Source organism: Aeromonas sp. CU5, from assembly GCF_002586745.1.
GTDB lineage: Bacteria > Pseudomonadota > Gammaproteobacteria > Enterobacterales > Aeromonadaceae > Aeromonas > Aeromonas sobria.
Genome location: NZ_CP023817.1, coordinates 2977339 through 3000688, shown reverse-complemented (window position 1 = coordinate 3000688; position 23350 = coordinate 2977339). Strand labels below are relative to the sequence as shown.

The 23350-nt window shown below is 59.6% G+C and carries 21 protein-coding genes; 7 read left to right on the top strand and 14 right to left on the bottom strand.

The window, feature by feature from the left end; all coding sequences use genetic code 11:
• Positions 1-2: 2 nt before the first annotated feature.
• On the top strand, positions 3-353 hold the full coding sequence (locus tag CK911_RS13235; protein ID WP_042063121.1) for a putative quinol monooxygenase: 351 nt from the start codon (positions 3-5) through the stop codon (positions 351-353).
• Positions 354-497: 144 nt separating this feature from the next.
• Positions 498-1877, top strand: coding sequence for a cation:dicarboxylase symporter family transporter (locus tag CK911_RS13230; RefSeq protein WP_098970492.1), 1380 nt, complete (start codon positions 498-500; stop codon positions 1875-1877).
• A gap of 82 nt (positions 1878-1959) precedes the next feature.
• On the opposite strand, the gene CK911_RS13225 is transcribed toward CK911_RS13230, so the two are convergent.
• The 5 genes from CK911_RS13225 to hpt all read right to left on the bottom strand — a co-directional run bounded on the left by CK911_RS13225 (position 1960) and on the right by hpt (position 5494).
• A complete protein-coding gene (locus CK911_RS13225) occupies positions 1960-2487 on the bottom strand; it encodes a rhodanese-like domain-containing protein (RefSeq protein ID WP_098970491.1) in 528 nt (175 codons plus the stop codon).
• A gap of 4 nt (positions 2488-2491) precedes the next feature.
• Entirely contained in the window at positions 2492-2911 is a 420-nt protein-coding gene (locus CK911_RS13220; protein ID WP_098970489.1) for a MauE/DoxX family redox-associated membrane protein, read from the bottom strand.
• A gap of 253 nt (positions 2912-3164) precedes the next feature.
• Positions 3165-3938 carry an ABC transporter permease gene (locus CK911_RS13215; RefSeq protein WP_098970487.1) on the bottom strand — a complete coding sequence of 258 codons (774 nt, stop codon included), beginning with the start codon at positions 3936-3938 and terminating at the stop codon, positions 3165-3167.
• Positions 3935-4852: an ABC transporter ATP-binding protein gene (locus CK911_RS13210; protein WP_098970485.1), complete on the bottom strand. Its 918-nt coding sequence runs from the start codon at positions 4850-4852 to the stop codon at positions 3935-3937. The genes CK911_RS13215 and CK911_RS13210 overlap by 4 nt, the downstream gene beginning before the upstream one ends.
• Positions 4853-4963: 111 nt before the next feature.
• Positions 4964-5494, bottom strand: coding sequence for a hypoxanthine phosphoribosyltransferase (gene hpt / locus CK911_RS13205; RefSeq protein WP_042023605.1), 531 nt, complete (start codon positions 5492-5494; stop codon positions 4964-4966).
• A gap of 201 nt (positions 5495-5695) precedes the next feature.
• On the opposite strand from hpt, the gene CK911_RS13200 reads away from it, so the two are divergent.
• Positions 5696-6310: a TetR/AcrR family transcriptional regulator gene (locus CK911_RS13200; RefSeq protein WP_042023607.1), complete on the top strand. Its 615-nt coding sequence runs from the start codon at positions 5696-5698 to the stop codon at positions 6308-6310.
• Positions 6311-6382: 72 nt separating this feature from the next.
• On the opposite strand, the gene CK911_RS13195 is transcribed toward CK911_RS13200, so the two are convergent.
• Positions 6383-6994: a flavin prenyltransferase UbiX gene (locus tag CK911_RS13195; protein WP_068977687.1), complete on the bottom strand. Its 612-nt coding sequence runs from the start codon at positions 6992-6994 to the stop codon at positions 6383-6385.
• Positions 6991-8361 (bottom strand): UDP-N-acetylmuramate:L-alanyl-gamma-D-glutamyl-meso-diaminopimelate ligase, encoded by a 1371-nt coding sequence (mpl, locus tag CK911_RS13190; protein WP_098970483.1) that lies wholly within the window; start codon positions 8359-8361, stop codon positions 6991-6993. Before mpl ends, CK911_RS13195 begins: the two co-directional genes overlap by 4 nt.
• Positions 8362-8619: 258 nt before the next feature.
• Here mpl and CK911_RS13185 point away from each other — a divergent pair, with 258 nt between their 5' ends.
• The gene (locus CK911_RS13185) at positions 8620-9321 is read left to right on the top strand and encodes a phosphatase PAP2 family protein (RefSeq protein WP_098970480.1); all 702 of its coding nucleotides are present in this window, start codon (positions 8620-8622) and stop codon (positions 9319-9321) included.
• A gap of 70 nt (positions 9322-9391) precedes the next feature.
• Here CK911_RS13185 and galE read toward each other — a convergent pair whose 3' ends face one another.
• From galE to barA, 7 genes are all read right to left on the bottom strand, one after another.
• Complete coding sequence (galE, locus tag CK911_RS13180; protein ID WP_098970478.1) at positions 9392-10405, bottom strand: UDP-glucose 4-epimerase GalE; 1014 nt, start codon at positions 10403-10405, stop codon at positions 9392-9394.
• Between the two features lie 116 nt (positions 10406-10521).
• Entirely contained in the window at positions 10522-11511 is a 990-nt protein-coding gene (locus CK911_RS13175; protein ID WP_098970476.1) for a hybrid-cluster NAD(P)-dependent oxidoreductase, read from the bottom strand.
• A gap of 121 nt (positions 11512-11632) precedes the next feature.
• Positions 11633-13282, bottom strand: coding sequence for a hydroxylamine reductase (gene hcp / locus CK911_RS13170; protein WP_098972663.1), 1650 nt, complete (start codon positions 13280-13282; stop codon positions 11633-11635).
• Between the two features lie 206 nt (positions 13283-13488).
• A complete protein-coding gene (locus tag CK911_RS13165) occupies positions 13489-13956 on the bottom strand; it encodes a Dps family protein (protein WP_042023626.1) in 468 nt (155 codons plus the stop codon).
• Between the two features lie 146 nt (positions 13957-14102).
• Entirely contained in the window at positions 14103-14978 is an 876-nt protein-coding gene (locus tag CK911_RS13160; protein ID WP_098970474.1) for an N-acetylmuramoyl-L-alanine amidase, read from the bottom strand.
• A 35-nt stretch (positions 14979-15013) separates the two neighbouring features.
• Complete coding sequence (locus tag CK911_RS13155) at positions 15014-15493, bottom strand: DUF1456 family protein (RefSeq protein WP_042023631.1); 480 nt, start codon at positions 15491-15493, stop codon at positions 15014-15016.
• Between the two features lie 95 nt (positions 15494-15588).
• Positions 15589-18300, bottom strand: a complete 2712-nt coding sequence (gene barA, locus CK911_RS13150; protein WP_098970472.1) for a two-component sensor histidine kinase BarA — start codon at positions 18298-18300, stop codon at positions 15589-15591.
• 153 nt (positions 18301-18453) lie between these two features.
• On the opposite strand from barA, the gene rlmD reads away from it, so the two are divergent.
• The 3 genes from rlmD (at position 18454) to mazG (ending at position 23254) form a co-directional block, all read left to right on the top strand.
• The gene (gene rlmD / locus CK911_RS13145; RefSeq protein ID WP_098970470.1) at positions 18454-19776 is read left to right on the top strand and encodes a 23S rRNA (uracil(1939)-C(5))-methyltransferase RlmD; all 1323 of its coding nucleotides are present in this window, start codon (positions 18454-18456) and stop codon (positions 19774-19776) included.
• Positions 19777-20053: 277 nt separating this feature from the next.
• Positions 20054-22267 (top strand): GTP diphosphokinase, encoded by a 2214-nt coding sequence (relA, locus tag CK911_RS13140; RefSeq protein ID WP_042023639.1) that lies wholly within the window; start codon positions 20054-20056, stop codon positions 22265-22267.
• A 189-nt stretch (positions 22268-22456) separates the two neighbouring features.
• On the top strand, positions 22457-23254 hold the full coding sequence (gene mazG, locus CK911_RS13135) for a nucleoside triphosphate pyrophosphohydrolase (RefSeq protein WP_098970468.1): 798 nt from the start codon (positions 22457-22459) through the stop codon (positions 23252-23254).
• Positions 23255-23350: the final 96 nt, after the last annotated feature.

Genomic DNA, 23350 nt, shown 5'->3' with positions numbered 1-23350 from the left:
CCATGTCCAAGAAGGTTTATTGCATTGCCCAATTCCTGCCCAAACCCGGTCAGGAGCAAGCCCTGTTTCAGGTGCTGCAGGCGCTCGAGCCCAATACTCTGCGTGAGGATGGCTGCCTGCAATATCGGGTGACCCGCCACATCCCGAGCCCATTTGCCGAGGGGGAGAGCTTCCCCATCGTGTTTAACGAGATTTGGCAAGATATGGCGGCTTTCGAAGCCCACTGCCAGCGCGCCGAGATCACCGCGTTTTTCGAGCGTTACTGCCTGGCCGATGACGGCTTGGCCGCCAAGTGGAACGTCTGCGTCTATAGCGACGAACCCGAGCAGTACGACGCCCCCGTAAAGAAGTAATTCCCCCGATTGCCAGCGGACGCCCCCTCGGGCGTCCGCTGTTTTTTCACGCCTGCAATCCGGCGTTCTCCCCCGCGACCCCGCTCGCACCCGCTGTTTTCTCTCTCCACAATCGGCCCTGATGGCCGCTACAGGTGTTTATTTATGTTTACCTTGTTTGCTTCATTGCTCTTCTGTCTGCTCTGTTTCGCCCTGACCCGGCTGCCCGCCACTGTGCCGCTGTCGCGCAAGGTGCTCGCCGGTCTGCTGCTGGGGGGGCTGTTTGGTCTCGGTCTGCAACTGGGGTGGGGCGCCGATGATACCGGTGTCCAGCAGACGCTGGAGTGGGTCAATATCGTCGGCGGCGGCTATGTCAGCCTGCTCAAGGTGGTGATGATGCCGCTGGTGTTCACCTCTATCCTCTCCGCCATCAACAAGCTGGAGCAGGCCCAGTCCCTCGGCAAGATCAGCGCCGTGCTGATCGGCTCCATGCTGACCCTGGTGATGATCGCTGGTGTGGTGGGGATGACTATTACCCACCTGAGCGGCCTTACCGCCACCGGGCTGTTGAGCCACGGCAGCGACAGCGCCGCGCTGCAGCAGAGCATGAGCACCATCGACAGTGCCCAGACGCTGCCGGCCCTGCTGCTCTCGCTGGTGCCCACCAACTTTGCCGCCGACATGGCGGGTAGCCGCGGCCTCTCGGTGATCGGGGTGGTGATCTTCACCGTGCTGGCGGGGGTTGCTCTGCTCCAGCTGAAGGCGGAGCACCCGGAGGCGGGGGCTCGCGCTGCCGTGGCCATCGACACCCTGCAACTGTGGGTGATGAAGATGGTGCGGGTGGTGATTGCGCTCACCCCCTATGGCGTGATGGCGCTGATCGCACGGGTGGTGGCTCACTATCCCCTGAGCGAGATCCTCAATCTGCTCGGGTTTATTCTGGTCTGCTATGTCGCCATTCTGGCGATGTTTGTAGTGCACATGGTGATCCTGCTGCTGATCGGCCAGAACCCGTTGCACTATTTGCGGGAAGTTTGGGGCGTGCTCACCTTCGCTTTTGTCTCCCGCAGCAGCGCCGCCTCCATCCCCCTCAGCATCGAGACCCAGCAGCGCCTTGGGGTGCCTGCCAGCATCGCCAACTTCGCCGCGTCGTTCGGTGCCAATCTGGGTCAGAACGGCTGCGCCGGTATCTATCCGGCCATGATGGTGGCAATGATCGCCCCCATGCTCGGCATCAACCCGTTTGATCCCCTGTTCCTGCTCACCCTGCTGCCGGTCATCGCACTCGGCTCCATCGGGGTTGCGGGGGTGGGCGGCGGTGGCACCTTCGCCGCGCTGATCGTGCTCTCCACCCTCAATTTCCCCATCGCGCTGGTGGGGGTGATGATCGCCATCGAGCCGCTGGTGGACATGGGTCGTACTGCCCTCAACGTCAACGGCTCCATCATGGCGGCGATGATCACCAAGCGGTTGCTGGGCAAACAGCAGCTGGCTGAAGTGCAGAGTCAGGAGCAGGCACTGGAGCAGCAACAGGCCGCCAGCTAATCCTGAGTGCCATGCAATATGAAAGAAGCCCGCAGTTGCGGGCTTCTTTATGTCGGCGATGCTGCCGTGTAGGCAGACGCGGTTACTCGGCAGAGACGGGGTAACCGGCTCCTTTCCAGGCGAAGATGCCGCCCGGCACCCGATAGACCTGCTGATAGCCCTGAGTCACCGCCCAGGCGGCTGCGTTGTGGCTGCGGCCGCACTTGACGAAGCCGCAGTAGATCACCACCGGGCGGGACTTGTCTTCACCCAGCAGCGCCTGGAACTGCTCCGCCGTGCCGCTTCCCTCGATGATCTCGCTCCAGTTGTCGCCGGACTTGGCCTCCTTCACGAAGACGAAGTTCTTGGCGCCCGGGATGTGCTCTTTCTTGTAGGAGTCCTCATAGGGCATGGTGTCGATGATCACCAGCTCCTCACCCTTATCCATCCGGGTCTTCAGCTCGGCCACGGTCAGCAGCTGATAGCCCCCCTGCTGCGTCTCTTGCGCCAGCTGCACCGCCGACTGCTCTAGCTTCACCTCCTGCTCGAACTGGTTGTCGCCACAGCCACCGAGGGCAAAGCTGGCGGCGATCAGCGAGGCCAGCAGGGTGCGGGATCGCAATGTCATCATGTCACTACTCCTTTAGAACGGGAAAAACAGGGCGGGAGGGTCGCAGCAGGGCGCCCGTAAGCGTCAGTAGCAGCAGATCCCGCACCATGGCTTGTGGCAGCGAGCTGAGATCAGCCTTGCCAAGACAGCCGCAAGAGATGTCGAGCCCGATGGCAATGCCATAGCCCAACACCGGAATAAACAGGGCGAGCAGCCCAATCACCAGCCACAGCCCCCAGCGCCGGTTGGCGATGACCGCGAGCCCGGCGCAGAGCTCAAGGGCGATCAGTCCCCAGGCGGCGAAAGGGATCAGCGGCGTCCAGATCAGCCCGAAGGCCGCGATCTGTTCGACAAACAGGGCGGGGGATACCAGCTTGAACCCGGCCGAGGCGACGAAGAAGCCACCCAGTGCCAGCTTGGCCAGTATGCGCAGCAATGCAGGCATCATCTACCTCTTTATAGAGAGAGGTAAATTCTAACCATTACCGATTGAGCCGCAATGGCTAAACCCATTGCGAGCAAGATAAATCTCTATTTTGCGGGGCAGTGCGAGGGGGTGGCTTCATTTTCTACTGATACCCTGATGGCCGTATTGCTCGGGGGAAGCGCTTTTGGTTGTCCGGCTTGTTCCCCGGTGTGCTGCTGGCTAAAGAAAACGGGCACCCGAAGGTGCCCGTTGCAGTGAACCGTTGAGCCGATCAGTGGCGCAGTCCGGTGCCCCGGGAGATGAGCCACCAGGCGATACCGTAGAGGGCCACGATAAAGCCGATGATGATGAGGTAGGCGGTACCGAGCGGTACGTCGGAGATACCGAGGAAGCCGTAGCGGAACGCGTTCACCATATAGATGATGGGGTTCACCTGGGAGACACCCTGCCAGAAGGAGGGCAGCAGGCTGATGGAGTAGAACACTCCGCCCAGATAGGTGAGCGGCGTCAGCACGAAGGTGGGGATGATGCTGATGTCGTCGAAGGTCTTGGCAAACACCGCGTTGATGAGGCCACCCAGCGAGAAGAGGATCGAGGTGAGCAGCACGGTGAAGCAGACGCTGAACAGATGGTGGATCTGCAGCGGCACGAAGAATAGCGACACCAGGGTGACGATGAGGCCGACGCAGAGGCCACGCGCCACGCCACCGCCCACATAACCGGCGATGATGACGTAGTTGGGCACCGGCGCCACCAGCATCTCCTCGATGTTGCGCTGGAACTTGGCGCTGAAGAAGGAGGAGGCGACGTTGGAGTAGGAGTTGGTGATCACCGACATCATGATGAGGCCGGGCACGATGAACTCCATGTAGGTGAAGCCACCCATGTCACCGATGCGCGAACCGATCAGGTTGCCGAAGATGACGAAGTAGAGGCTCATGGTGATGGCCGGTGGCACCAGGGTCTGGATCCAGATCCGGGTAAAGCGGCTCACCTCCTTGGCCAGAATGCTCTTGAAGGCGATGTAGTAAGTGGTCAGGTTCATGCTTTTCTCCCCTCTTCGACCAGACTGACGAACAGCTCTTCCAGCCGGTTGGCCTTGTTGCGCATGCTCACGACCTGCACCTGCTGATTCGACAGCTGTTCGAACAGGCTGTTGAGGGACTGACTCTTGTCGAGATCTACCTCGAGAGTGCGTTCATCCGGCATCCGGCCATTGAACTCCGGTACGTCCGGTACGGCAGAACCTGGCGCCAGATCGAGCAGGAAGGTCTCGCGGCCCAGCTTGCCCAGCAGGTTTTTCATGCTGGTGTTCTCGATCAGGCGCCCCTTGTCGATGATGCCGATGTTGCGGCAGAGCATCTCCGCCTCTTCCAGATAGTGGGTGGTGAGGATGATGGTGACGCCCTGCTCGTTGAGCTCCTTGAGGAAACTCCACATTGAGCGGCGGATCTCGATATCGACCCCGGCGGTCGGTTCGTCGAGGATCAGCAGTTTGGGTTCGTGCATCAGGGCGCGGGCGATCATCAGGCGACGCTTCATGCCGCCGGAGAGGGTGCGGGCAGCCATGTCGCGCTTCTCCCACAGATCGAGCTGGCGCAGGTACTTCTCGGCGCGGATCTTCGCTTCCGCCTTGGGCACGCCGTAGAAACCGGCCTGATGGGTGACAATCTGGATCACCTTCTCGAACTGGCTGAAGTTGAACTCCTGCGGCACCAGCCCGAGCTGGGCCTTGGCCTGTTCCAGATCGCTGTCGATGTCGTAGCCAAACACCTTCACCTTGCCGGCGCTTTTGTTCACCAGCGAACTGATGACACCGATAGTGGTGGATTTGCCCGCGCCGTTCGGGCCGAGCAGGGCGAAGAAGTCCCCCTGCTTGACGGTAAGATCGATGCCTTTAAGGGCTTCGACGCCCCCCTGATAGGTCTTTTTCAGGCCGCTGATTTCCAGTGCGTTCATTACAACCTCTGTGATGGTTGAACCCGGCTCGATACAGAAAGGGCGGCCAAGGCCGCCCGCACAGAGTGCGTGGCACCAGGCCACGTCACCCGCGATATTCCTGAACCTGGCTTACTCCTGGGGTACCACTTTGCCGATAAACGGCAGGTTGCGGTACTTCTGGGCGTAGTCGATGCCACAGCCGACTACGAACTCGTCCGGGATGGCGAAGCCAATCCAGTCTACCGGCACCTGCACTTCGCGGCGGGAAGGTTTGTCCAGCAGGGTGCAGATGGCCAGGGATTTTGGCTCGCGCAGGGAGAGGATCTCGCGCACCTTGTTGAGGGTGTAACCGGTGTCGATGATGTCTTCCACGATCACCACATCCTTGCCCTTGATGTCATCGTCCAGGTCTTTCAGGATACGGACGTCACGGGTGCTGTGCATGCCGGAGCCATAGCTGGAGGCGGTCATGAAGTCCATGGTGATAGGCAGTTGGCACTGACGGCTGAGATCAGCCAGAAATACGCAGGATCCGCGTAGCAGTGCAATCATCACGACTTCGTCGGAACCCTGATAGCGAGCGGTGATCTCTTCACCCAATTTGGCGATCCGGGCGGCTACTTCAGCCTCGGAGATCATCACCTCGACAGTGTGTTTCATCACTTACTCCCATAAGGCCAAAGGGGATTTGGCCGTTCATGAATATCAAAACCGATGATTCTACCACTCATGTTGAAGGGTGCTAGAGATACGTGGTGCTTTTATCGGCTTATTTTAATTGATAGAGTTAGCAGGCACTCAGGCATGATTAGTTAAAATACTATAAACACCATAATCAATAACTATTAGATGATAAAAACTATGGAACCACGCGCAGAAATAAGACGTCGTACCCGGCTCTCGCCGGAAGCTCGTCGCTCCCAATTGATGGAATGTGCCATCGAGGTGTTCTCCCGTCGCGGCATTGGCCGTGCAGGGCACGCTGAGATAGCCGAACAGGCCAAGGTCTCAGTTGCTACCGTATTCAACTATTTCAACACCCGCGAGGAGTTGGTTGATGAGGTGCTGGCCGAGATCGAACGCTTTGTGAACCATATGCTGTCACAGGCATATGATGCCAACGGCTCTATCTTCGACAAGGTCAGACGTCATGTCAGCCTCTCTGTCGATGCCGCCTACGATCAACCGGATTATGCCGGTATCTGGCTGGAGTGGAGTTCATCGGTTCGGGAAGAGGTATGGCCCCGCTATACCCGGCTGCTCGATCAGTGTCTTGAGCTGATCGCCAGCGAGCTGCAAGCCGCCATGGATGCAGGGGAGATCACCAGCGTGCTGTCGGCACAGGATCTGGCCCGCTCCCTGAGTGGTTTTGGCTATGTGATGATGCAGATGATCAATCAACCCCAGCGCCCGGCGCGCGAAGAGGTGACTGATTTCCTGTTCAAGTACGTGACGGCGCCGATCCAGGCTCGCTAACACGGCTTAACGAAAAAACGGCGCCACTCATTGAGTGGCGCCGTTTTTTTATGGCCGGATTTGGTGGTCACCTCAGTGGTGACCATAGCCCCAGCGGCTGGTCAGCGCATGCTCGACACCCAGATGATCGAGGATGCGGGCGACCATAAAGTCCACCAGATCCTCGATGCTTTTCGGCTCATGATAGAAACCGGGGGCGGCGGGCATGATGGTCACCCCGAGCCGCGCCAGTTTCAGCATGTTCTCCAGATGGATCGCCGAGAAGGGGGTTTCGCGGGGCACCAGAATCAGCTGGCCGCGCTCCTTGATCACCACATCCGCCGCCCGCTCCAGCAGGTTGTCGGAGGTGCCGTTGGCAATGGCCGAGACGGTGCCCATGGAGCAGGGGCAGACCACCATCTGTTTGGGCGCCGCCGAGCCGGAGGCCACCGGCGAGAACCACTCCTCCTTGCCACAGGCGACGATCTGCCCATCCTTGGCGCCATAGTGGCGACAGAGATAGGCAGAGAGCTCTTTCGGCGAGCCGGGCCACTCCTGCTGCTGTTCGGTCTTGAGTACCACACGAGCCGCCGAGGAGGCGAGCAGGTAGACCCGATAGTCTGCCTGCACCAGACACTGGAGCAGGCGCAGGGCGTAGGGGGCGCCGGAGGCACCGGTCAGCGCCAGGGTGATCGCTTTGTTCATAGTTCGCCGTGGTAATCCTTGAGGCGGGCGATCAGCTTGTCATGAATGCCGCCGAAGCCGCCGTTGCTCATGATCAGAATATGGTCGCCATCGCGGCTCTCGGCCACCAGCCGGTTGATCAGGGGCTCAAGATCGTTGAACACCTTGGCTGGTCGGGTCATGTGAGCTGTCACTTCCCCCAGATCCCAGCCGATGTTGGGGGGCTGGAAGAAGAACACCTCGTCGGCGCCGTCGAAGCAGCCGGCCAGCTCCTCCTTGTGTACCCCCAGCTTCATGGTGTTGGAGCGTGGCTCCAGCACCGCCAGAATGCGTGACTCACCCACCTTGGCACGCAGGCCGCCGAGGGTGGTCTCGATGGCGGTGGGGTGGTGGGCAAAGTCGTCATAGACGCTGATGCCGGCCACCTCGCCCTTGAGCTCCATCCGCCGCTTGGGGGATTTGAACTGGCAGAGCGCCGCGATGCCATGCTCCACCATCACACCGGCATGGCGGGCGGCGGCGATGGCCATCAGACCGTTGTTGACGTTGTGCTCGCCGATGCACTCCCAGTGCACCTCACCCTGCTTCACGCCATCCAGCCACACCTCGAAGGCGGAGCCGTCATCGGCCAGCTTGACCGCCTTCCACTTGGCGTCGTCCTGACCCACTAGCTCCACTTCGCTCCAGCAGCCCATCTTGCGCACGGCGGTGAGGTTGTCATCGGCCTGCGGGAACAGCACCCGGCCGTTGCTCGGCACGGTGCGCATCAGGTGGTGGAACTGACGTTGGATAGCGGCGAGATCCGGGAAGATGTCCGCGTGATCGAACTCCAGGTTGTTCATCACCAGGGTGCGCGGGTGGTAGTGGACGAACTTGGAACGCTTGTCGAAGAAGGCGCAGTCATACTCGTCCGCTTCGATCACGAAGAAGGGGGCAGAGCCCAGACGGGCGGAAACCGGGAAGTTGCCCGGCACGCCGCCGATCAGGAAACCCGGTTCCAGCTTGGCGTACTCCAGCACCCAGGCCAGCATGCTGGCGGTGGTGGTCTTGCCGTGGGTGCCGGCAACGGCCAGTACCCAGCGATCTTGCAGCACATGCTCCAGCAGCCACTGGGGGCCAGAGATATAGGGCAAATTGCGGTCCAGCACATATTCAACACAGGGGTTGCCACGGCTCATGGCGTTGCCGATCACCACCAGATCCGGCGCCGGATCGAGCTGGGAGGGGTCATAGTCTTCGGTTAACTCGATGCCCTGTTGCTCGAGCTGGGTACTCATGGGGGGATAGACGTTGGCATCGGAGCCGGTCACCCGGTAACCAAGCTGTTTTGCCAACACCGCCAGACCACCCATAAAGGTGCCGCAGATCCCGAGAATGTGAATATGCATACCGCTTCCTTTCGCAGTAAAGGGAAGTGCGCATTCTAGGGGGTGTTGCGGTGGTGGCACAAGCCGCACTCATGGTGAGAGGCCCACAGATGCGGCACCGGAAGCAGAAATCTTGTCACTGTTGGGGTGTGCGAGGCTGGAATGGGAGGGTGGGCATTATTTGAGGCTTTATTTCGTGTCGTACTTTCTTACAATTCTTCGGTTTTGTGACGCACCCTACAGTTTTACCATATCGCCCTTTTCCAAAGGAGAGTCCCCATGGGCAAGTTCCTGCTTTGCTATCTGGTCGGTGGTCTGGTGGCCATCAGTTGGGCTGCGCTGCCAGCTCATGGTCCCTGGGATCAGTGGGACCTCGCGATTTTTCATACCGTCAACGGCTGGCTCGGGCAGTCGGCACTGTGGGCCGATCTGGTGGCCATCACCAATAACCGGCTGTTCGATCTGGCGGTACTGGCCTGTATGGGGCTGATCCTGGCTCGCTGTTTCTTCGCCCGGGATCTGGCTGGTCGTCGCCAGTTGGTGGCGATGGGCATAGTGATGTTGCTGAGCGCACTGGTGATCAACCAGCTTGGCCACCGATTGCCGGTGGAGCGACCCAGCCCGACCCTGATGGTGGCCGATGCGCTGCGGGTGACCCAGATCAGCGGTATTCCGACCAAGGACTCTTCCGGCGATAGCTTCCCGGGGGATCACGCCCTCTTTTTGATGATCTTCGCCGGTTTTGCTCTGCGCTATCTGCCACGCAAGGCCAGCTTCTACGCCATGCTGATGGTGCCGCTTTTCTCCGCCCCCCGTATTTTTTCCGGCGCGCACTGGTTTACCGATGTCTATGTCGGTGCGCTGGGGTTGGCGAGCCTCTGCCTGCCCTGGCTGCTGTTGACCCCGCTAGCGGATCGGCTGATTGACCGCATAACCCCCCGATTGGTCAGCGTGCCACTGCTGCGTAGCCAGACCAACTGAGTCACTGCCGCAAAATAAAACGCCCCGACATGAAAATGTCGGGGCGTTTTGTTATCAGCCCGCTAGATCATCAGCCTTGATAGCCATTCGGGTTATTGCTTTGCCAGCGCCAGGTATCGACCATCATCTGCTCCAGACCACGCTCTGCCTGCCAGCCCAGCTCGGCACGGGCCAGCGTCGGCTCGGCCCAGCACTCGGCGATGTCGCCCGGGCGGCGGGGTTTGATCTGGTAGGGAATGGGGCGGCCGCTGGCTACCTCGAACGCCTTGACCATCTCCAGTACCGAGTAGCCCTGACCGGTGCCCAGGTTGTAGGTGAAGACGCCAGTGTCGCTCTTGATGCGTGCCAGTGCTTTCAGGTGGCCGATGGCCAAGTCCACTACATGGATGTAGTCGCGCACGCCGGTACCGTCTGGCGTCGGGTAGTCGTTGCCAAATACTCCCAGCCCCTTGAGCTTGCCGACACCCACCTGGCTGATATAAGGCAGCAGGTTGTTGGGGATGCCGTTGGGGTCTTCACCAATCAGGCCGCTATCATGGGCGCCGACCGGGTTGAAGTAGCGCAGTAGAACTATGGCCCAGCGGGGATCGGATTTGGACAGGTCGCGGAGGATCTCCTCCACCATCAGCTTGGAGCGGCCGTAGGGGTTGGTGGCGCTGGTGGGGAAATCTTCCCGCAGCGGCACCGAAGCGGGATCGCCATAGACGGTGGCTGACGAGCTGAATACCAGCCGGAAAACCCCGGCCTTGGCCATCTCTTCGCACAGCACCAGAGTGCCGCTGATGTTGTTCTGGTAGTAGGTGAGCGGGATCTGGCTCGACTCCCCGACCGCCTTGAGACCGGCGAAGTGGATCACCGATTCGATCTGATGGTTGGCAAACAGCTGCTGCAGACAGGCTCTGTCCAGCACATCCCCTTCGACGAAGGTGACCGGCTTGCCGGTGATCTGCTCGACCCGCTTGAGCGACTCCGGTGAGGAGTTGGAGAGGTTGTCGAGTACCACTACCTGCTGCCCTGCGCCGAGCAGCTCAACCAGGGTGTGGGAGCCGATATAGCCGGCGCCGCCCGTGACCAGTATTGTCATTTTTTATCCCGTGTTCTGGTGAAACTGGGGCAGAGTCTAGCGCCCCTGCCTACTAGGGAAAAGGTTGGGATACCTATGATGCCTTCACCGCACCTCAAAAAAGTCTTCACCATGTATCAATAATCGAGGCTGATATCCCCTTTCGCGGTGCAGGAGCAGGCCAGAGCCACGCCGCTCTCCAGATCCTGCGCGCTCAAGGTCATTACGCTCTGGCGCTCGATGTCACCTGTGGTGGTGCAACGACAGCTGCCACATACGCCGGCGCGACAAGCAGCCATCATGGCTTCACCCGCCGCTTCCAGCGCCGCCAGCAGGGTTTGGCCCGGCAGGATTTTCACCTTTTTGCCGCTCTTTTTCAGGGTCAGCCAGAAGTGGTCGCTGGCGGTAGCTGCGGGCTCTACGGGGGACAGGCCAAAGGATTCCTGATGCAGCTGCTCTGGTGGCAGCCCGAGCTCCGCCAGCATGCTGCTGACCGCCGCCATATAGGGGGCGGGGCCGCAGAGATAGACATGGCGTTCGCGAAGATCTGGGGCCAGTTCGGCCAGCATGGCGGGGGTGAGTCTGCCAATCCAGGGGTGATTTGAAGGGGCCTGTTCCAGAATCAGGGCATGGCGCACACCGGCATGGGCTGCGGCTAGGGTCGCCAGCTCCTCGGCAAAGATCACATCCTCCGGCGAACGGGCGCTATGGATAAAGCGAATATCGGCATCCGGCCGTTTGGCCAGCTTGTCTCGCAGCATGGCCCACATGGGGGTGATGCCGGAACCGGCACTCAAAAACAGCGGCCGTTCACAGGGCAGAGCTGTCAGGTTGAAATCGCCGAACGGGCCATCGGCCCGGATCTTGTCTCCCACCTGCAAGGTCTGGTGCAGATGGCGGGAGACCAGCCCCACATCCTTGATGGTGACCTGCCAGCACCCGTCCTGCGGGCTGGAGGAGAGGGTATAGGCGCGGCACTCCGGCTGGCCATCAATCTCGGTATGCAGGGTGATGCACTGGCCAGCCAGTACGGGGGGCAGGCTGCCTGCAACCGTCGCCAGCTGCCAGCTCACTACGTCGTGGGTGTTCTGTTGACGGGCAATGCAGGTGAGCGTGAGAGAGGTCATCACAAGGCTCCTTGGGTTTGATAAGGTTTGAAACGGTTTGAAAAACGTCTGATGAAAAAGCCGGATCCAGAAAAAAGGCGAGCCGGGCGGCTCGCCAAACGCTTACAACATGAGGTGCCGATCAGGCCGCCAGTATTTCTGCCAGATCCGCTTCGGCCGTGGTGGTTCCTTTCAGGCCAAACTGCTCCTCCAGCACCTTGAGCAAAGCCGGGGTGAGGAAGGCGGGGGCGGTCGGGCCGGTACGAATGTCCTTCACCCCGAGGGAGAGCAGGGTGAGCAGAATGACGATGGCTTTTTGCTCGAACCAGGAGAGCACCAGCGTCAGCGGCAGATCGTTGACCCCGCACTCGAACGCTTCGGAGAGCGCCAGTGCCAGCTGAATTGCGGAGTAGGCATCGTTGCACTGACCCACGTCCAGCAGGCGCGGAATGCCGCCGATGTCGCCAAAGTCGAGCTTGTTGAACTTGTACTTGCCGCAGCCCAGGGTGAGCAGCAGGCTGTCGCGCGGTGCCGCTTTGGCAAACTCGGTGAAGTAGGCGCGCTCGGCCTTGTCGCCGTCACAACCGCCCACCAGGAAGAAGTGGCTGATCTCCCCGGCTTTCACCTTCTCAATCACTGCGGGTGCGGCCTGCATCAGGGCGTTGCGGGCAAAACCGATGGTGATGAAGTGCTCGAGTTCGGTGTGCTTGAAGCCTTCCAGCGCCAGTGCTTTCGCCACCACGGCGGAGAAATCACCCCCCTCCAGATGGGTCACTCCCGGCCAGCCGACGATGGAGCGGGTGAAGATGCGGTCGCTGTAGTTACCCACATTCGGGTCGATGATGCAGTTGGAGGTCATCACCACGGCGCCCGGGAAGTTGGCAAACTCTTTCTGCTGGTTCTGCCAGGCGGAGCCGTAGTTGCCCACCAGATGGGGGTACTGTTTGAAGAAGGGGTAGGCCAGCGCGGGCAGCATCTCACCGTGGGTGTAGACATGAATGCCGGTGCCAGCGGTCTGCTCCAGAATGAGCTTGAGATCCACCATGTCGTGGCCAGAGACCAGAATGCACTTGCCGGGGATTGGCGTGACCCTGACCTGTGTCGGTTCCGGATGGCCGAAGGCGCTGGTTTCACCCAGATCCAGCATCTCCATGATCTTGAAGTTGAGCTGACCGATCTCCATGGCGCAACTGAATAGCCGACCCATTTCGTTCGGGTCTGTGCTGAGCCAGCTCATGATGCGGTGGAATTCGGCGGCCACCTCGTCGCTCTGCTGATCCAGCACCCGGGCGTGCTCCATGTAGGCGGCGGCGCCCTTGAGGCCGTAGAGGCAGAGCAGGCGAAGCCCCATGATGTCTTCGTTCACCTCGTTCTTGCCCCGATTGGGGGCGGCTGGCGCGGCATGGGCAAGTTGCTCCAGCAGCTCGGCGCCGGGCTCGAAGTAAGCGGAGTGTGGCAAGTCGTTTACCTGCACCGCCATCCCGGCCAGACGCTCGGCCAACTGCTGGCGATAAGCGAGGGCCTGATTGACGTAGGCCACGATGCGATTCGAGTCGAAGTTGACGTTGGTGAGGGTGGCGAAGAAGGCCTTGGGCACGAAGGCATCGATTTCGCGGTCGATGATGTTGTGCTCGCGGGCGGCCTGCGCCCAGGCGCTGAGACCCTGCAGGGTATAGATCAGCACATCCTGCAGATCCGAGGTTTCCGCCGTCTTGCCGCACATACCTTGTGCGTAGGCACAGCCGTTGCCAGCCGGGGTACGAATTGTCTGTTCACATTGCACACAAAACATCATGTCTCTCCTAATTGGACATTTCAGTTGTCTGTTTTGTGGCGATTCTATTCCTCTCGCGAAAAACTTAATAGGCATTCAATTTGCCAATTAAGATTCCCTTGATGCAGATCAAAAACAAAAAAAGCCGCCCAAACAGGGCGGCAAGCGGGTGGATAACAGGAGAGACAACTCAGGTTTGCAACAAAACTCACTTTAACAATGGGTTAGGCCAGATAAGCGCGCAGCATCCAGACCAGTTTTTCCTGTTGCTGCACATAGTCGGAGAGGATGGAGGCGGTGCCCTCATCACCGGCTTCGGCAGCCTGACCCAGAATGCGGCGCTGGGCGACCAGCAGTTCGCGGAAGCTCTCCAGCAGCGATTCGACACAGGCGCGTCCATCGTGCAGCCCCTTTTGCTCGGGTATGGCTGAGACTTTCAGGTAGTCGCTGAAGCTGTGCATGGGCACGCTATCCAGTGTCAGGATCCGCTCGGCCAGGGTATCGACTTTGAGCAGCAGGTCGTTGTAAATCTCTTCAAATTTCAGGTGCAGTTCGAAGAACTGGTTGCCACGGATATTCCAGTGGAAGCCGCGCACGTTCATGTAGAGGATCTGGTAGCTGGCCAGCAATTTGTTCAACTCGGCTGCTAGGACTTGTGATTGAGCAGTATCAAGACCAATCGGGCTTTTCATCATTCACCTCCAGATGTGGAAATCGGTTTGAAATTGTCTTTCGGAACGCAGTAAGAGTAACGCCTTGCAAAATAGAGGGACAATCGCTCGTGGCTAACGGTTTGATAGCTAATGGCTATCAAACCGTACGTAGTAGTGCGGGGGGATCAGGAGACGTATTTTTCGAGCAGCGCCATCAGGATGGCCTGACATTCGCGGTCTGCTTCGCTATCGACCTTGCTGGCGCGAAAGTGGAGCTGAAAGGCGCGCATGACGGCGCGGCTCTGCTCATCCCACTGGCCGCTCCGGGGCAGGCCATAGCCATAGCGGGCCAGCTGCTGCTGCCACATGGCCGCATCCCAGTCGGGCAGGGGGCTGGCCAGCAGCGCGGCAACCCGAGCTTCATCGGGCCAGGCACCGACCCCGTATTCCAGATAGAGCTGGCGCCAGGGGAAGTGGGGGCCGGGGTCCTGTTTGCGCTCGGGGGCGACATCGCTGTGGCCCAGTACCTGAGTGGCCGGGATCTGGTAGCGGGCGACCAGCTTCCGACTGAGGGCGCCGACGGCGGCAATCTGCGCGGGGGTGTAGGGTTGCCAGCGCCGCGCATCGGGGGCCAGCTGCTCATCTTCCGCTGGATAACCGAGGTTGACGATCTCGATGCCAAGGGAGCTGGCATTGAGCCCGGCATATTGGTGCCAGCGGCTTCGCCCTGCATGCCAGGCGCGTTCGCTGTCCGGCACCAGCTGATAGATCGGCAGCGGGGTCTCGCGGTTTTCGCGGGGGATCAGGTAGTGGGCGCTCACCTTGTGCTCCGGCTCGGTCAGCAGGCGCAGGGAGTTGGCATCATCTTCGTCGGTGTAATGGAGGATCAGAAAGGCGATGCGGGCGTTCTGGTTGGCACTTTGATAGCGGGTAGAGAGCTGATACCCGGCCGGCGTGCAGCCACCCAGCAGCAGGAAGAAGAGGGGGAGTAACAAGCACCAGCGCCATCCCCCTGCTGCAGCCGGTACGGTGAGCGTGGCAAGAGTGAGTCGCTGGCGCATGTCGGGCTCTCTGGAACGGTCAGCCGCGCTGCTTGTTAGCCGCGGTACTTGGCAGTGAGGCCGATCAGGAAGTTGCGCAGGATCTGATCCCCGCAATCCTGATAGTGCTTGTGATCCTTGGAGCGGAACAGGGCACTGAGCTCGGATTTGGAGAGGCTGAAGTCGGCGAGTTTGAGGGTGCCGAGCATATCCTCTTCTTTGTAGTTGAGGCCAATGCGCAGCTTGCGCAGGATCAGGTTGTTGTTGATCCGGTTCGGGATCACCTGGGCGGGGGCATCTGCTCGCACACCACGGCGGGCGATGATGAAGCCATCCAGAAATTGGCTCAGGGCCGCATCGGGGCAGGCAACATAGCCTGCTTCTTGCTCTTCCCCTTCCGCCGCTTCTTTCATCAGCCAGCTGTGCAGATCGGTGTGGGTGACCGGCAAGTTGCCTTTGGCGAACATGTCGACCATCTCATCGTTGCTGATGGTGAGGGCGTAGCGCAGACGGCGCAGAATATCGTTGTTGGTCATGATGACTCCTGTTTAAACGGCGCAACTTTACCATCTGGCGGCCCCCGCGTCAGAAAAAGCGGGGACCGATACAGTTTCAATCAAGCAAATTGGCGTCAGGGAAGATAGCGAGGTGCCTCCTGACGCACCAGTTCCAGCGCATCCTGCAGCTCCAGCAGTTCGGGCTCCAGCTCGCTGACCGGCACGCCGTCCCGCAGTTGCTGCTCCAGCTGGGAGAGTAGCCGCTGCAAGCCGGGCACGCCGGAGTAGGCGCAACCACCGTTAAGGCGGTGGATCTGGGTCAGCACCACCTCATCAGCAATTTCACTCGCCAGTGCGGCATCCAGCACTGGCTCGACTTCGTCGAAGTTGGCCAGCAGCATGGCCAGCATCTCTTTGGCGAGCTCCTCTTTCCCCGCCGCCTGACGCACCGCCAGTGCCCAGTCGATCTGCTGGGCACCGTCATTCTGGTGACGGCGATGGGCAAAATCGGTGATCAGCTGGGCCAGCATGCTCTCGTCGATGGGCTTGGTCAGATAGTCATCCATCCCCTGGCGGATCAGCCGCTCCCGTTCACCGGGAATGGCGTGGGCGGTCACCGCCACGATCGGGGTGGTGGTGTTGAGGGACTGGTTGCGGATCGCCTGGGTGGCACTGATGCCATCCATGATCGGCATCTGGATATCCATAAAGATGATGTCGAATGGCTGGCTGCGGGCCTGTTTGACCGCCTCTTTGCCGTTTTTACACACGACTACTTGACTGACCATCTCCTTGAGCATGGCGGCGATCAGCTTGAGGTTGGCGGCGTTGTCATCCACCGCCAGCACCTTGATCGGTTGCAATGGGTGGTGGGTGGGCTGCGCTGGCAGCTTCTGGCGGCTCGCTTCCGGTGAGAGCAGGGCGTGCAGCAGCTTGCGATGGTTGACCGGTTTGGAGAGGCAGTGCTGGGCGCCGTGGGCCAGCATAGCTTCATAGAGCGCCGGTTCGTGGCTGCTCAGCAGCACTATGGTGTTCTGCTGCTGACCGCTCAGGCTGTCGAGCCGCTGGAGCACTTGCTGCGGTATGTGTCGGGTGCTGCTGCCGATCAGCACCATATCCTGCTCGCTCATTTCAGGCCAGGGGTCGTCAATTGCCAAGGGGTGCACATCGAGCTGCCACTCCGCCAGCAGCGCAAGCAGCGAGGCTTGGGCGAAGGTGTCCGGTTCCAGCAGCCAGAGCCGTTTACCCTGAATACGATCCAGCGGCAGCTGGTCGGTTTGAGGCAGCGGTGAGACCTCGACATCCAGACTGAACGAGAAGGTCGAGCCCTGGTCCAGTACCGATTCAAAACGGATCTGGCCACCCATCTGCTGTACCAGTTTCTGGGTGATGACGAGGCCAAGCCCGGTGCCGCCGTAGCGGCGAGAGATGGAGGAGTCGGCCTGGTTAAAAGCCTGGAATAGCTGGCGCTGTTGCTCTGGCGAAATGCCGATGCCGGTATCGCGGATCTGGACGTTGAGTCTCACCTTGTGGTGGCCGCTGCCGATCTGTTCGATATGGACATCTACGTTACCCTGCTCGGTGAACTTGATGGCGTTGCCCGTGAGGTTGGTCAGCACCTGTTGTAGCCGCATGGGGTCACCGGTGAGGGTGTCCGGTACGTTCGCATCCACCCGTAGCGACAGTTCCAGCTGTTTGTCGTGGGCACTGGGGCCGAGCAGGTGCATGGTTTCGTTGAGGGTGTCGCGCAGACTGAACGGGATATGCTCCAGCTGCAGCTTGCCCGCCTCCAGCTTCGAGAAGTCGAGGATGTCGTTGATGATGCCAAGCAGGTTGCGCGCCGACTTCTCGATGGTCTGCATGTAGTCGGTCTGGCTCGGGGTTAGACTGGTTTTCAGCAACTGGCGGGTGAAGCCGATGACCCCGTTGAGCGGGGTGCGCAGCTCGTGAGACATGTTGGCCAGAAACTCCGATTTGACCCGCGCTGCCTCCTGCGCCCGCTTCTTGGCCATGTCGAGCTCGACGTTCTGGATCTCGATCTGCTCCAGGGTTTCGCGTAAGTCAGAGGTGGCCTGATCGATATTCTGTTGCATCTCTTCGTGATATTCGGAGAGCGCCTTGGCCATGGCGTTGATGCCGTTTTTCAGCATATCCAGCTCGCCGGTGAGCTGGCCGCTGACCCGGGTATCGAGCCGTCCCTCCCTGATCTTGTGCACTGCCTGCACCATGTTGGTGATGGGCTGGGTCACACTCTTGACCAGCCGGAAACCAAACAGGGTGCTGAAGGCGACGCCGATGATCACCATGATGATGGCGAAGAAGGTATCGCGGTACTGCAGCAGCATGGCCCGATCTGTGGTCATCTGCATCGCGATATAACCGATCATCGGTGGCTCGGCATCGCTGGGCAGCGGGAAACCGTCCATGCTGGTTTCGGCCTGGATCGGGGTACGCAAAATGATGTCGTCCCCCTGCAAGGTGATGCTGGTCAGATCCGGGATCGGCACCCCATCTGGCAATCTGAGGCGGGTGAAATCCCGGTGATAGTTCGAGGTGACGAACAGCTGGTTGTCCTGGGTGAAGACAGCTATGGACTTGATCAGCGGAGAATTTTTGCGGTGGGTCAGGCCAATCAGCCGCTTGAGGGACTCGCGGCTGTGCTGGGTCATGCCATATTCACTGGCAATCGCCAGGGGTTCAATGATGTTGATCCCCTGATCGATGAGGTTGTTTTCCAACTGCTGATAGCGGTGGAAGGTAAAGTAACCGGCCATCAGGCCACCGATGATCAGGGTGGGCAAAATGGTAAAGGCGAGAACGCGTGCTCTCAGGCCATATTTGGTCATACGAACAGGTCACCAGTGAACTGGATTGGCGATAGGGTCGATGGCAATACACGGGCTCTGTGGCCGTATTTGGTCATACTATTATTCTTGTGGGACAATACCCAGCTGCAGATTCCACAATCATGACATAGCCACCTATAGGCACCAAGTTTTATGGCCCAGTTTTTCAAGCCCCAAAAGAAGTCAACCCAGCTCCAACGTATTGAATTTACGATAGACAGTCTGGATCATCATTGCGTCGGTATTGGTCGTCACCAGGGTAAGGCGATCTTCGTTGAAGGGGCGCTGCCCGGCGAGGTCGTCAAGGCTCGCATCACCGAAGACAAGAAACAATATGGCCACGCGGCGTTGCAACAAGTGGTGACGCCCGCGGCCAATCGCATTGCCCCCTTCTGCAGCCACTTCCGCGAGTGCGGCGGTTGCAATGCCCAGCAGATGTCAGTAGCCGATCAGCAGGCTGCCAAGGCGGCGGGACTGGTCAGTCTGTTCGAGCGGTTGGGCAATATTCAGGCCCCGGCACTGGATCCGGTACTGACCGGTGAAGATCGTGCCTACCGCCGGGTCTGTCGACTGGCCATCAAATTTGACAAGAATGGTCGCTGCACCCGGGTCGGTTTTCGCCGTCGCAACAGCAACGATTTGGTTGAAATCGACGGCTGCCCGGTGCTGACCGCACCGCTCTCGGCACTTATCCCGCCGTTGCGTGAGTGCCTCAACCGGCTCAAGAGCCAGCGCGAGCTGGGCCACGCCGAGCTTATCCAGGCCGAGCAGGGGATCTTGATGCTGTTGCGCCATACCGGTCGCCCCAATGAGGCGGATCGCGCCCTGCTGGTGGCGTTTGCCCAGGCTCAGGGGATCGACCTCTACCTGCAGGCGGCCGATGAGCGTATCGAAGCGCTGCAGCAACAATTTTCCCCGTCCTACTCACTGGATGGCCTGTCTCTTGCATTTGTTCCCGGTGATTTCATTCAGGTCAATGGCCCGATCAACCAGAGCATGGTGGAGCAGGCGTTGGCATGGCTCGGCGCGACCAAAGATGACAAGGTGCTCGATCTGTTCTGCGGCATCGGTAACTTCACCTTGCCACTGGCCCATCAGGCCCGCGAAGTGGTGGGGGTCGAAGGTGAGCTGGCCATGGTGCAGCGGGCTGAAGAGAACGCCCGCCGCAACGGCATCACCAATGCCCGTTTTTACAAGGCGGACCTGAGCGGTGACATCGTCGGCATGTCCTGGGCGCGGGAAGGGTTTGATCTGGTGCTGCTGGATCCGGCTCGCCCCGGTGCGCTGGAAGTGATGGGACACGTAGTGAAACTTTCCCCCAAGCGGGTGGTCTATGTCTCCTGTAACCCGGTCACCCTGGCTCGTGACAGTCAGGTACTGGTGAAAGGGGGCTACCGTCTGGTGCGTCTGGGCATGCTCGACATGTTCCCTCACACAGGTCATCTGGAATCCATGGCGCTGTTTGAGCGGATCTAGAAAACGGATGCCCAGATGCGCCACCGCGGCCATCTGGGGTCTTTGGTTCGGTTGCGCGAGAGCGACAAAAGCTCACCCAGTGTGACAGCCTGGCGCTGTTTGGGCTGTCGTGATTGGGGTAAGCTAGGCACTCGTACATAGGTAGGGTCGGTGGGGCTACGCTATTGTCTTTTTTGACAATATGCCTTGAAAAGCCCCCCAAACATCCCCATTTGACGCAGTCTCATGAGGAGAGAAAGCGCTAGCTTTCGGCCCGATAATTTAAAGGATTGATACCATGGTGGCGGTTCGCGATATTCATTTGAAAGATAACTTCACTCTGGAGGAGTGGGTTGGCTCACTCGCACTCAGTGACAGTGACAAAGATCAGCTGCGAACTGTTTACCAGTATTGTCTGACGCTTGGAGACGAAGCCCTCACCAGTCGCCTGCTGGTGCGTGGCGTCGAGATGGCGGGCATCTTGTTGATGCTCAGCATGGATCTCGGCACCCTCAAGGCCGCGATCATCTACCCCTTCGTCGAGGCCGGTCTCATCAGCCAGGAGCGGATGGACGAAGACTTCGGCCCCAAGATCGCCAAGCTGGTGGAAGGGGTGCTGGAGATGGAAGCGATTCGCTCCCTGCAGACCCTCCATCGCAGTGAAACCTCGCCGGAACAGGTCGATAACGTGCGCCGCATGTTGCTCGCCATGGTCGAGGATGTGCGCGCCGTGGTGATCAAGTTGGCGGAGCGGATCGCCTGCCTGCGGGAAGCCAAAAAGGCGGATGAAGAGACCCGGGTCTTGATGGCTCAGGAGATCACCAACATCTATGCGCCGCTGGCCAACCGGCTCGGCATCGGCCAGCTCAAGTGGGAGCTGGAAGATCTCGCCTTCCGTTACCTGCACCCGGACACCTACAAGCAGATCGCCAAGCAGCTCGATGAAAAGCGTCTTGATCGGGAGCGTTACATCCGCGAGTTTGTGCAATCCCTGCGGGATGGCCTCAAAGAGGCGGGGGTCGAGGCTGAAGTCAACGGTCGTCCGAAACACATCTACAGCATCTGGCGCAAGATGCAGAAAAAACACCTCGAATTCAACGAGCTGTTCGACGTGCGTGCGGTGCGGGTAGTCACCAAGCGGCTGCAGGACTGTTATGCGGCGCTCGGCATCGTTCATACCCACTTCCACCATATTCCCCGCGAGTTTGACGACTATGTCGCCAACCCCAAACCCAACGGTTACCAGTCGATCCATACCGTGGTGGTCGGGCCCGAGGGCAAGACAGTCGAGATCCAGATCCGTACCGATCAGATGCATCAGGATGCGGAACTCGGCGTGGCGGCTCACTGGCGCTACAAGGAAGGGGCCCATGCGGTCAACAAGGCCAACAACTTCGAAGACAAGATCGAGTGGCTGCGCAAGCTGCTTGCCTGGCAGGAGGATCTTTCCGAGAGCGGTTCCTTGCTCGAGGATCTGCGCAGTCAGGTGTTCGAAGATCGGGTCTACGTCTTCACCCCGAAAGGGGATGTGATCGACTTGCCAGCAGGTGCGACTCCGCTCGACTTTGCCTATCACGTCCACAGCATGATCGGCCACCGCTGCATTGGTGCCAAAATTGATGGCCGCATCGTGCCGTTCACCTACGCGTTGCAGACCGGCGATCAGGTCGAGGTGATCACCCAGAAGGAGCCGAACCCGAGCCGCGACTGGATGAACCCCAACTCCGGCTTCCTGCGCTCCAGCCGGGCGCGGGCCAAGGTGGCGACCTGGTTCAAAAAGCTGGATCGGGACAAGAACATAGTGGCCGGTCGCGAGCTGTTCGAGAAAGAGCTGGATCGCCACAACCTCAGCATGTCCAAGATCGACAAGGGCAACATGCTGCGCCGCTTCAATCAGGAGAGCACCGACGATCTGCTGGCCGGTATTGGCAGTGGCGATATCCGCATCAACCAGGTGCTCAACTATCTCGACACCTGCTACAACAAGCCGACGGCGGAGGAAGAAGATCGCCGCCTGCTGGAGAAGCTGGAACAGAAGGCCAATGCGCCGCTGCGCCACAAACCCAAAGATCACATCGTAGTGGAAGGGGTCGGCAACCTGATGACCCATATCGCCCGCTGCTGTCAGCCGATCCCGGGAGACTCCATTCAGGGCTTTATCACCATGGGGCGCGGCGTCTCCATCCATCGCGAGGATTGCGAGCAGCTCAAGGAGCTTTGCCGTCGTAACCCTGAGCGGCTGATCGATGCGGTGTGGGGGGAGAACTACTCCGGCGGCTACGGCCTCACCATCCGGATCATCTCCAACGATCGCTCCGGCTTGCTGCGCGATATCACCACTGTGCTGGCTAACGAGAAGATCAATGTGATGGGGGTACGCTCGCGCTCCAACGTGCGCGAACAGACCGCCGAGATCGACATGGAGCTGGAGATCTACAACATCAACGCCTTCAACCGGGCGTTGGCCAAGTTGAGCCAGCTTAACGACGTGATCAGCGCCAAGCGTCTCTGATTGTCATCAAGAACCAACTCGTGACCGACCGCCAGGTCGGTCACTGTTTTCCCCCAGTGGTACGCATCAACAAGCGAATACCCCATGTTCCAGCGTTACGACCGCTCTCACTTGCTCGACATGAGATTGACCGGCTGCGCGGCTTGATGTTGCTTGATCCCCCTTTAACGAATCGATAGTGAGTTGCCCATGTCCCAACGTTACGACCTTCCCCAACTGCTCGACATCATGGCTCGTCTGCGCGATCCGCAAACCGGTTGCCCCTGGGATCTGAAGCAGAACTTCCAGAGCATAGTGCCGCACACCCTGGAAGAGGCCTATGAAGTGGCTGATGCCATCGAGACCGAGGATTGGCAGGGATTGAAAGGGGAGTTGGGCGATCTGCTGTTTCAGGTGGTGTTTTATGCCCAGCTTGGTAAGGAACGAGGACTGTTCGATTTTGCCGATATCATCGATACGGTGAGTGAAAAGCTCATTCGCCGCCATCCTCACGTCTTTTCTGATGCAGACCTCGATAATGAGCAGGCGGTGAAGGCCAATTGGGAAGCGGAAAAAGCCAAAGAGCGCGCTGCCCTTGATAAAGAGAGCGTGCTGGACGATATCCCGCTCTCCTTGCCCGCCTTGAGCCGCGCCGCAAAAATTCAGAAACGCTGCGCCACCGTCGGCTTTGACTGGAAGACTCTCGGGCCGGTGGTGGACAAGATCCACGAAGAGATCGACGAAGTGATGGAAGAGGCCTTGATGGCCGATGTGGACGAGGCGCGGGTCAGCGACGAACTCGGCGATCTGCTGTTTGCCACCGTCAATCTGGTGCGCCATTTGGGCAAGGATCCGGAGCAGGTACTGCGGGGCGCCAATGGCAAGTTCGAGCGGCGCTTTCGTCAGGTTGAGCAGTTTATCGCCGCCGAAGGCTTGAAAATGACCGATTGCACCCTTGAAAAGCTAGATGCTGCCTGGGATCGGGCCAAGGAAACCGAGCAAAATTGATTTGGCGCAAGATGGGGTGACGATGAGCCTGATAGATTTTTGTTCATTGTTTGGGAGAGGGGTTTTTGCTATATTGTTTCCCCGTCCTGCTTCATC

Coding starts and splice junctions, on each gene's coding strand:
- CK911_RS13235 (WP_042063121.1), top strand. CDS start 3: ATGTCCAAGAAGGTTTATTGCATTGCCCAATTCCTGCCCAAACCCGGT.
- CK911_RS13230 (WP_098970492.1), top strand. CDS start 498: ATGTTTACCTTGTTTGCTTCATTGCTCTTCTGTCTGCTCTGTTTCGCC.
- CK911_RS13225 (WP_098970491.1), bottom strand. CDS start 2,487: ATGATGACATTGCGATCCCGCACCCTGCTGGCCTCGCTGATCGCCGCC.
- CK911_RS13220 (WP_098970489.1), bottom strand. CDS start 2,911: ATGCCTGCATTGCTGCGCATACTGGCCAAGCTGGCACTGGGTGGCTTC.
- CK911_RS13215 (WP_098970487.1), bottom strand. CDS start 3,938: ATGAACCTGACCACTTACTACATCGCCTTCAAGAGCATTCTGGCCAAG.
- CK911_RS13210 (WP_098970485.1), bottom strand. CDS start 4,852: ATGAACGCACTGGAAATCAGCGGCCTGAAAAAGACCTATCAGGGGGGC.
- hpt (WP_042023605.1), bottom strand. CDS start 5,494: ATGAAACACACTGTCGAGGTGATGATCTCCGAGGCTGAAGTAGCCGCC.
- CK911_RS13200 (WP_042023607.1), top strand. CDS start 5,696: ATGGAACCACGCGCAGAAATAAGACGTCGTACCCGGCTCTCGCCGGAA.
- CK911_RS13195 (WP_068977687.1), bottom strand. CDS start 6,994: ATGAACAAAGCGATCACCCTGGCGCTGACCGGTGCCTCCGGCGCCCCC.
- mpl (WP_098970483.1), bottom strand. CDS start 8,361: ATGCATATTCACATTCTCGGGATCTGCGGCACCTTTATGGGTGGTCTG.
- CK911_RS13185 (WP_098970480.1), top strand. CDS start 8,620: ATGGGCAAGTTCCTGCTTTGCTATCTGGTCGGTGGTCTGGTGGCCATC.
- galE (WP_098970478.1), bottom strand. CDS start 10,405: ATGACAATACTGGTCACGGGCGGCGCCGGCTATATCGGCTCCCACACC.
- CK911_RS13175 (WP_098970476.1), bottom strand. CDS start 11,511: ATGACCTCTCTCACGCTCACCTGCATTGCCCGTCAACAGAACACCCAC.
- hcp (WP_098972663.1), bottom strand. CDS start 13,282: ATGTTTTGTGTGCAATGTGAACAGACAATTCGTACCCCGGCTGGCAAC.
- CK911_RS13165 (WP_042023626.1), bottom strand. CDS start 13,956: ATGAAAAGCCCGATTGGTCTTGATACTGCTCAATCACAAGTCCTAGCA.
- CK911_RS13160 (WP_098970474.1), bottom strand. CDS start 14,978: ATGCGCCAGCGACTCACTCTTGCCACGCTCACCGTACCGGCTGCAGCA.
- CK911_RS13155 (WP_042023631.1), bottom strand. CDS start 15,493: ATGACCAACAACGATATTCTGCGCCGTCTGCGCTACGCCCTCACCATC.
- barA (WP_098970472.1), bottom strand. CDS start 18,300: ATGACCAAATATGGCCTGAGAGCACGCGTTCTCGCCTTTACCATTTTG.
- rlmD (WP_098970470.1), top strand. CDS start 18,454: ATGGCCCAGTTTTTCAAGCCCCAAAAGAAGTCAACCCAGCTCCAACGT.
- relA (WP_042023639.1), top strand. CDS start 20,054: ATGGTGGCGGTTCGCGATATTCATTTGAAAGATAACTTCACTCTGGAG.
- mazG (WP_098970468.1), top strand. CDS start 22,457: ATGTCCCAACGTTACGACCTTCCCCAACTGCTCGACATCATGGCTCGT.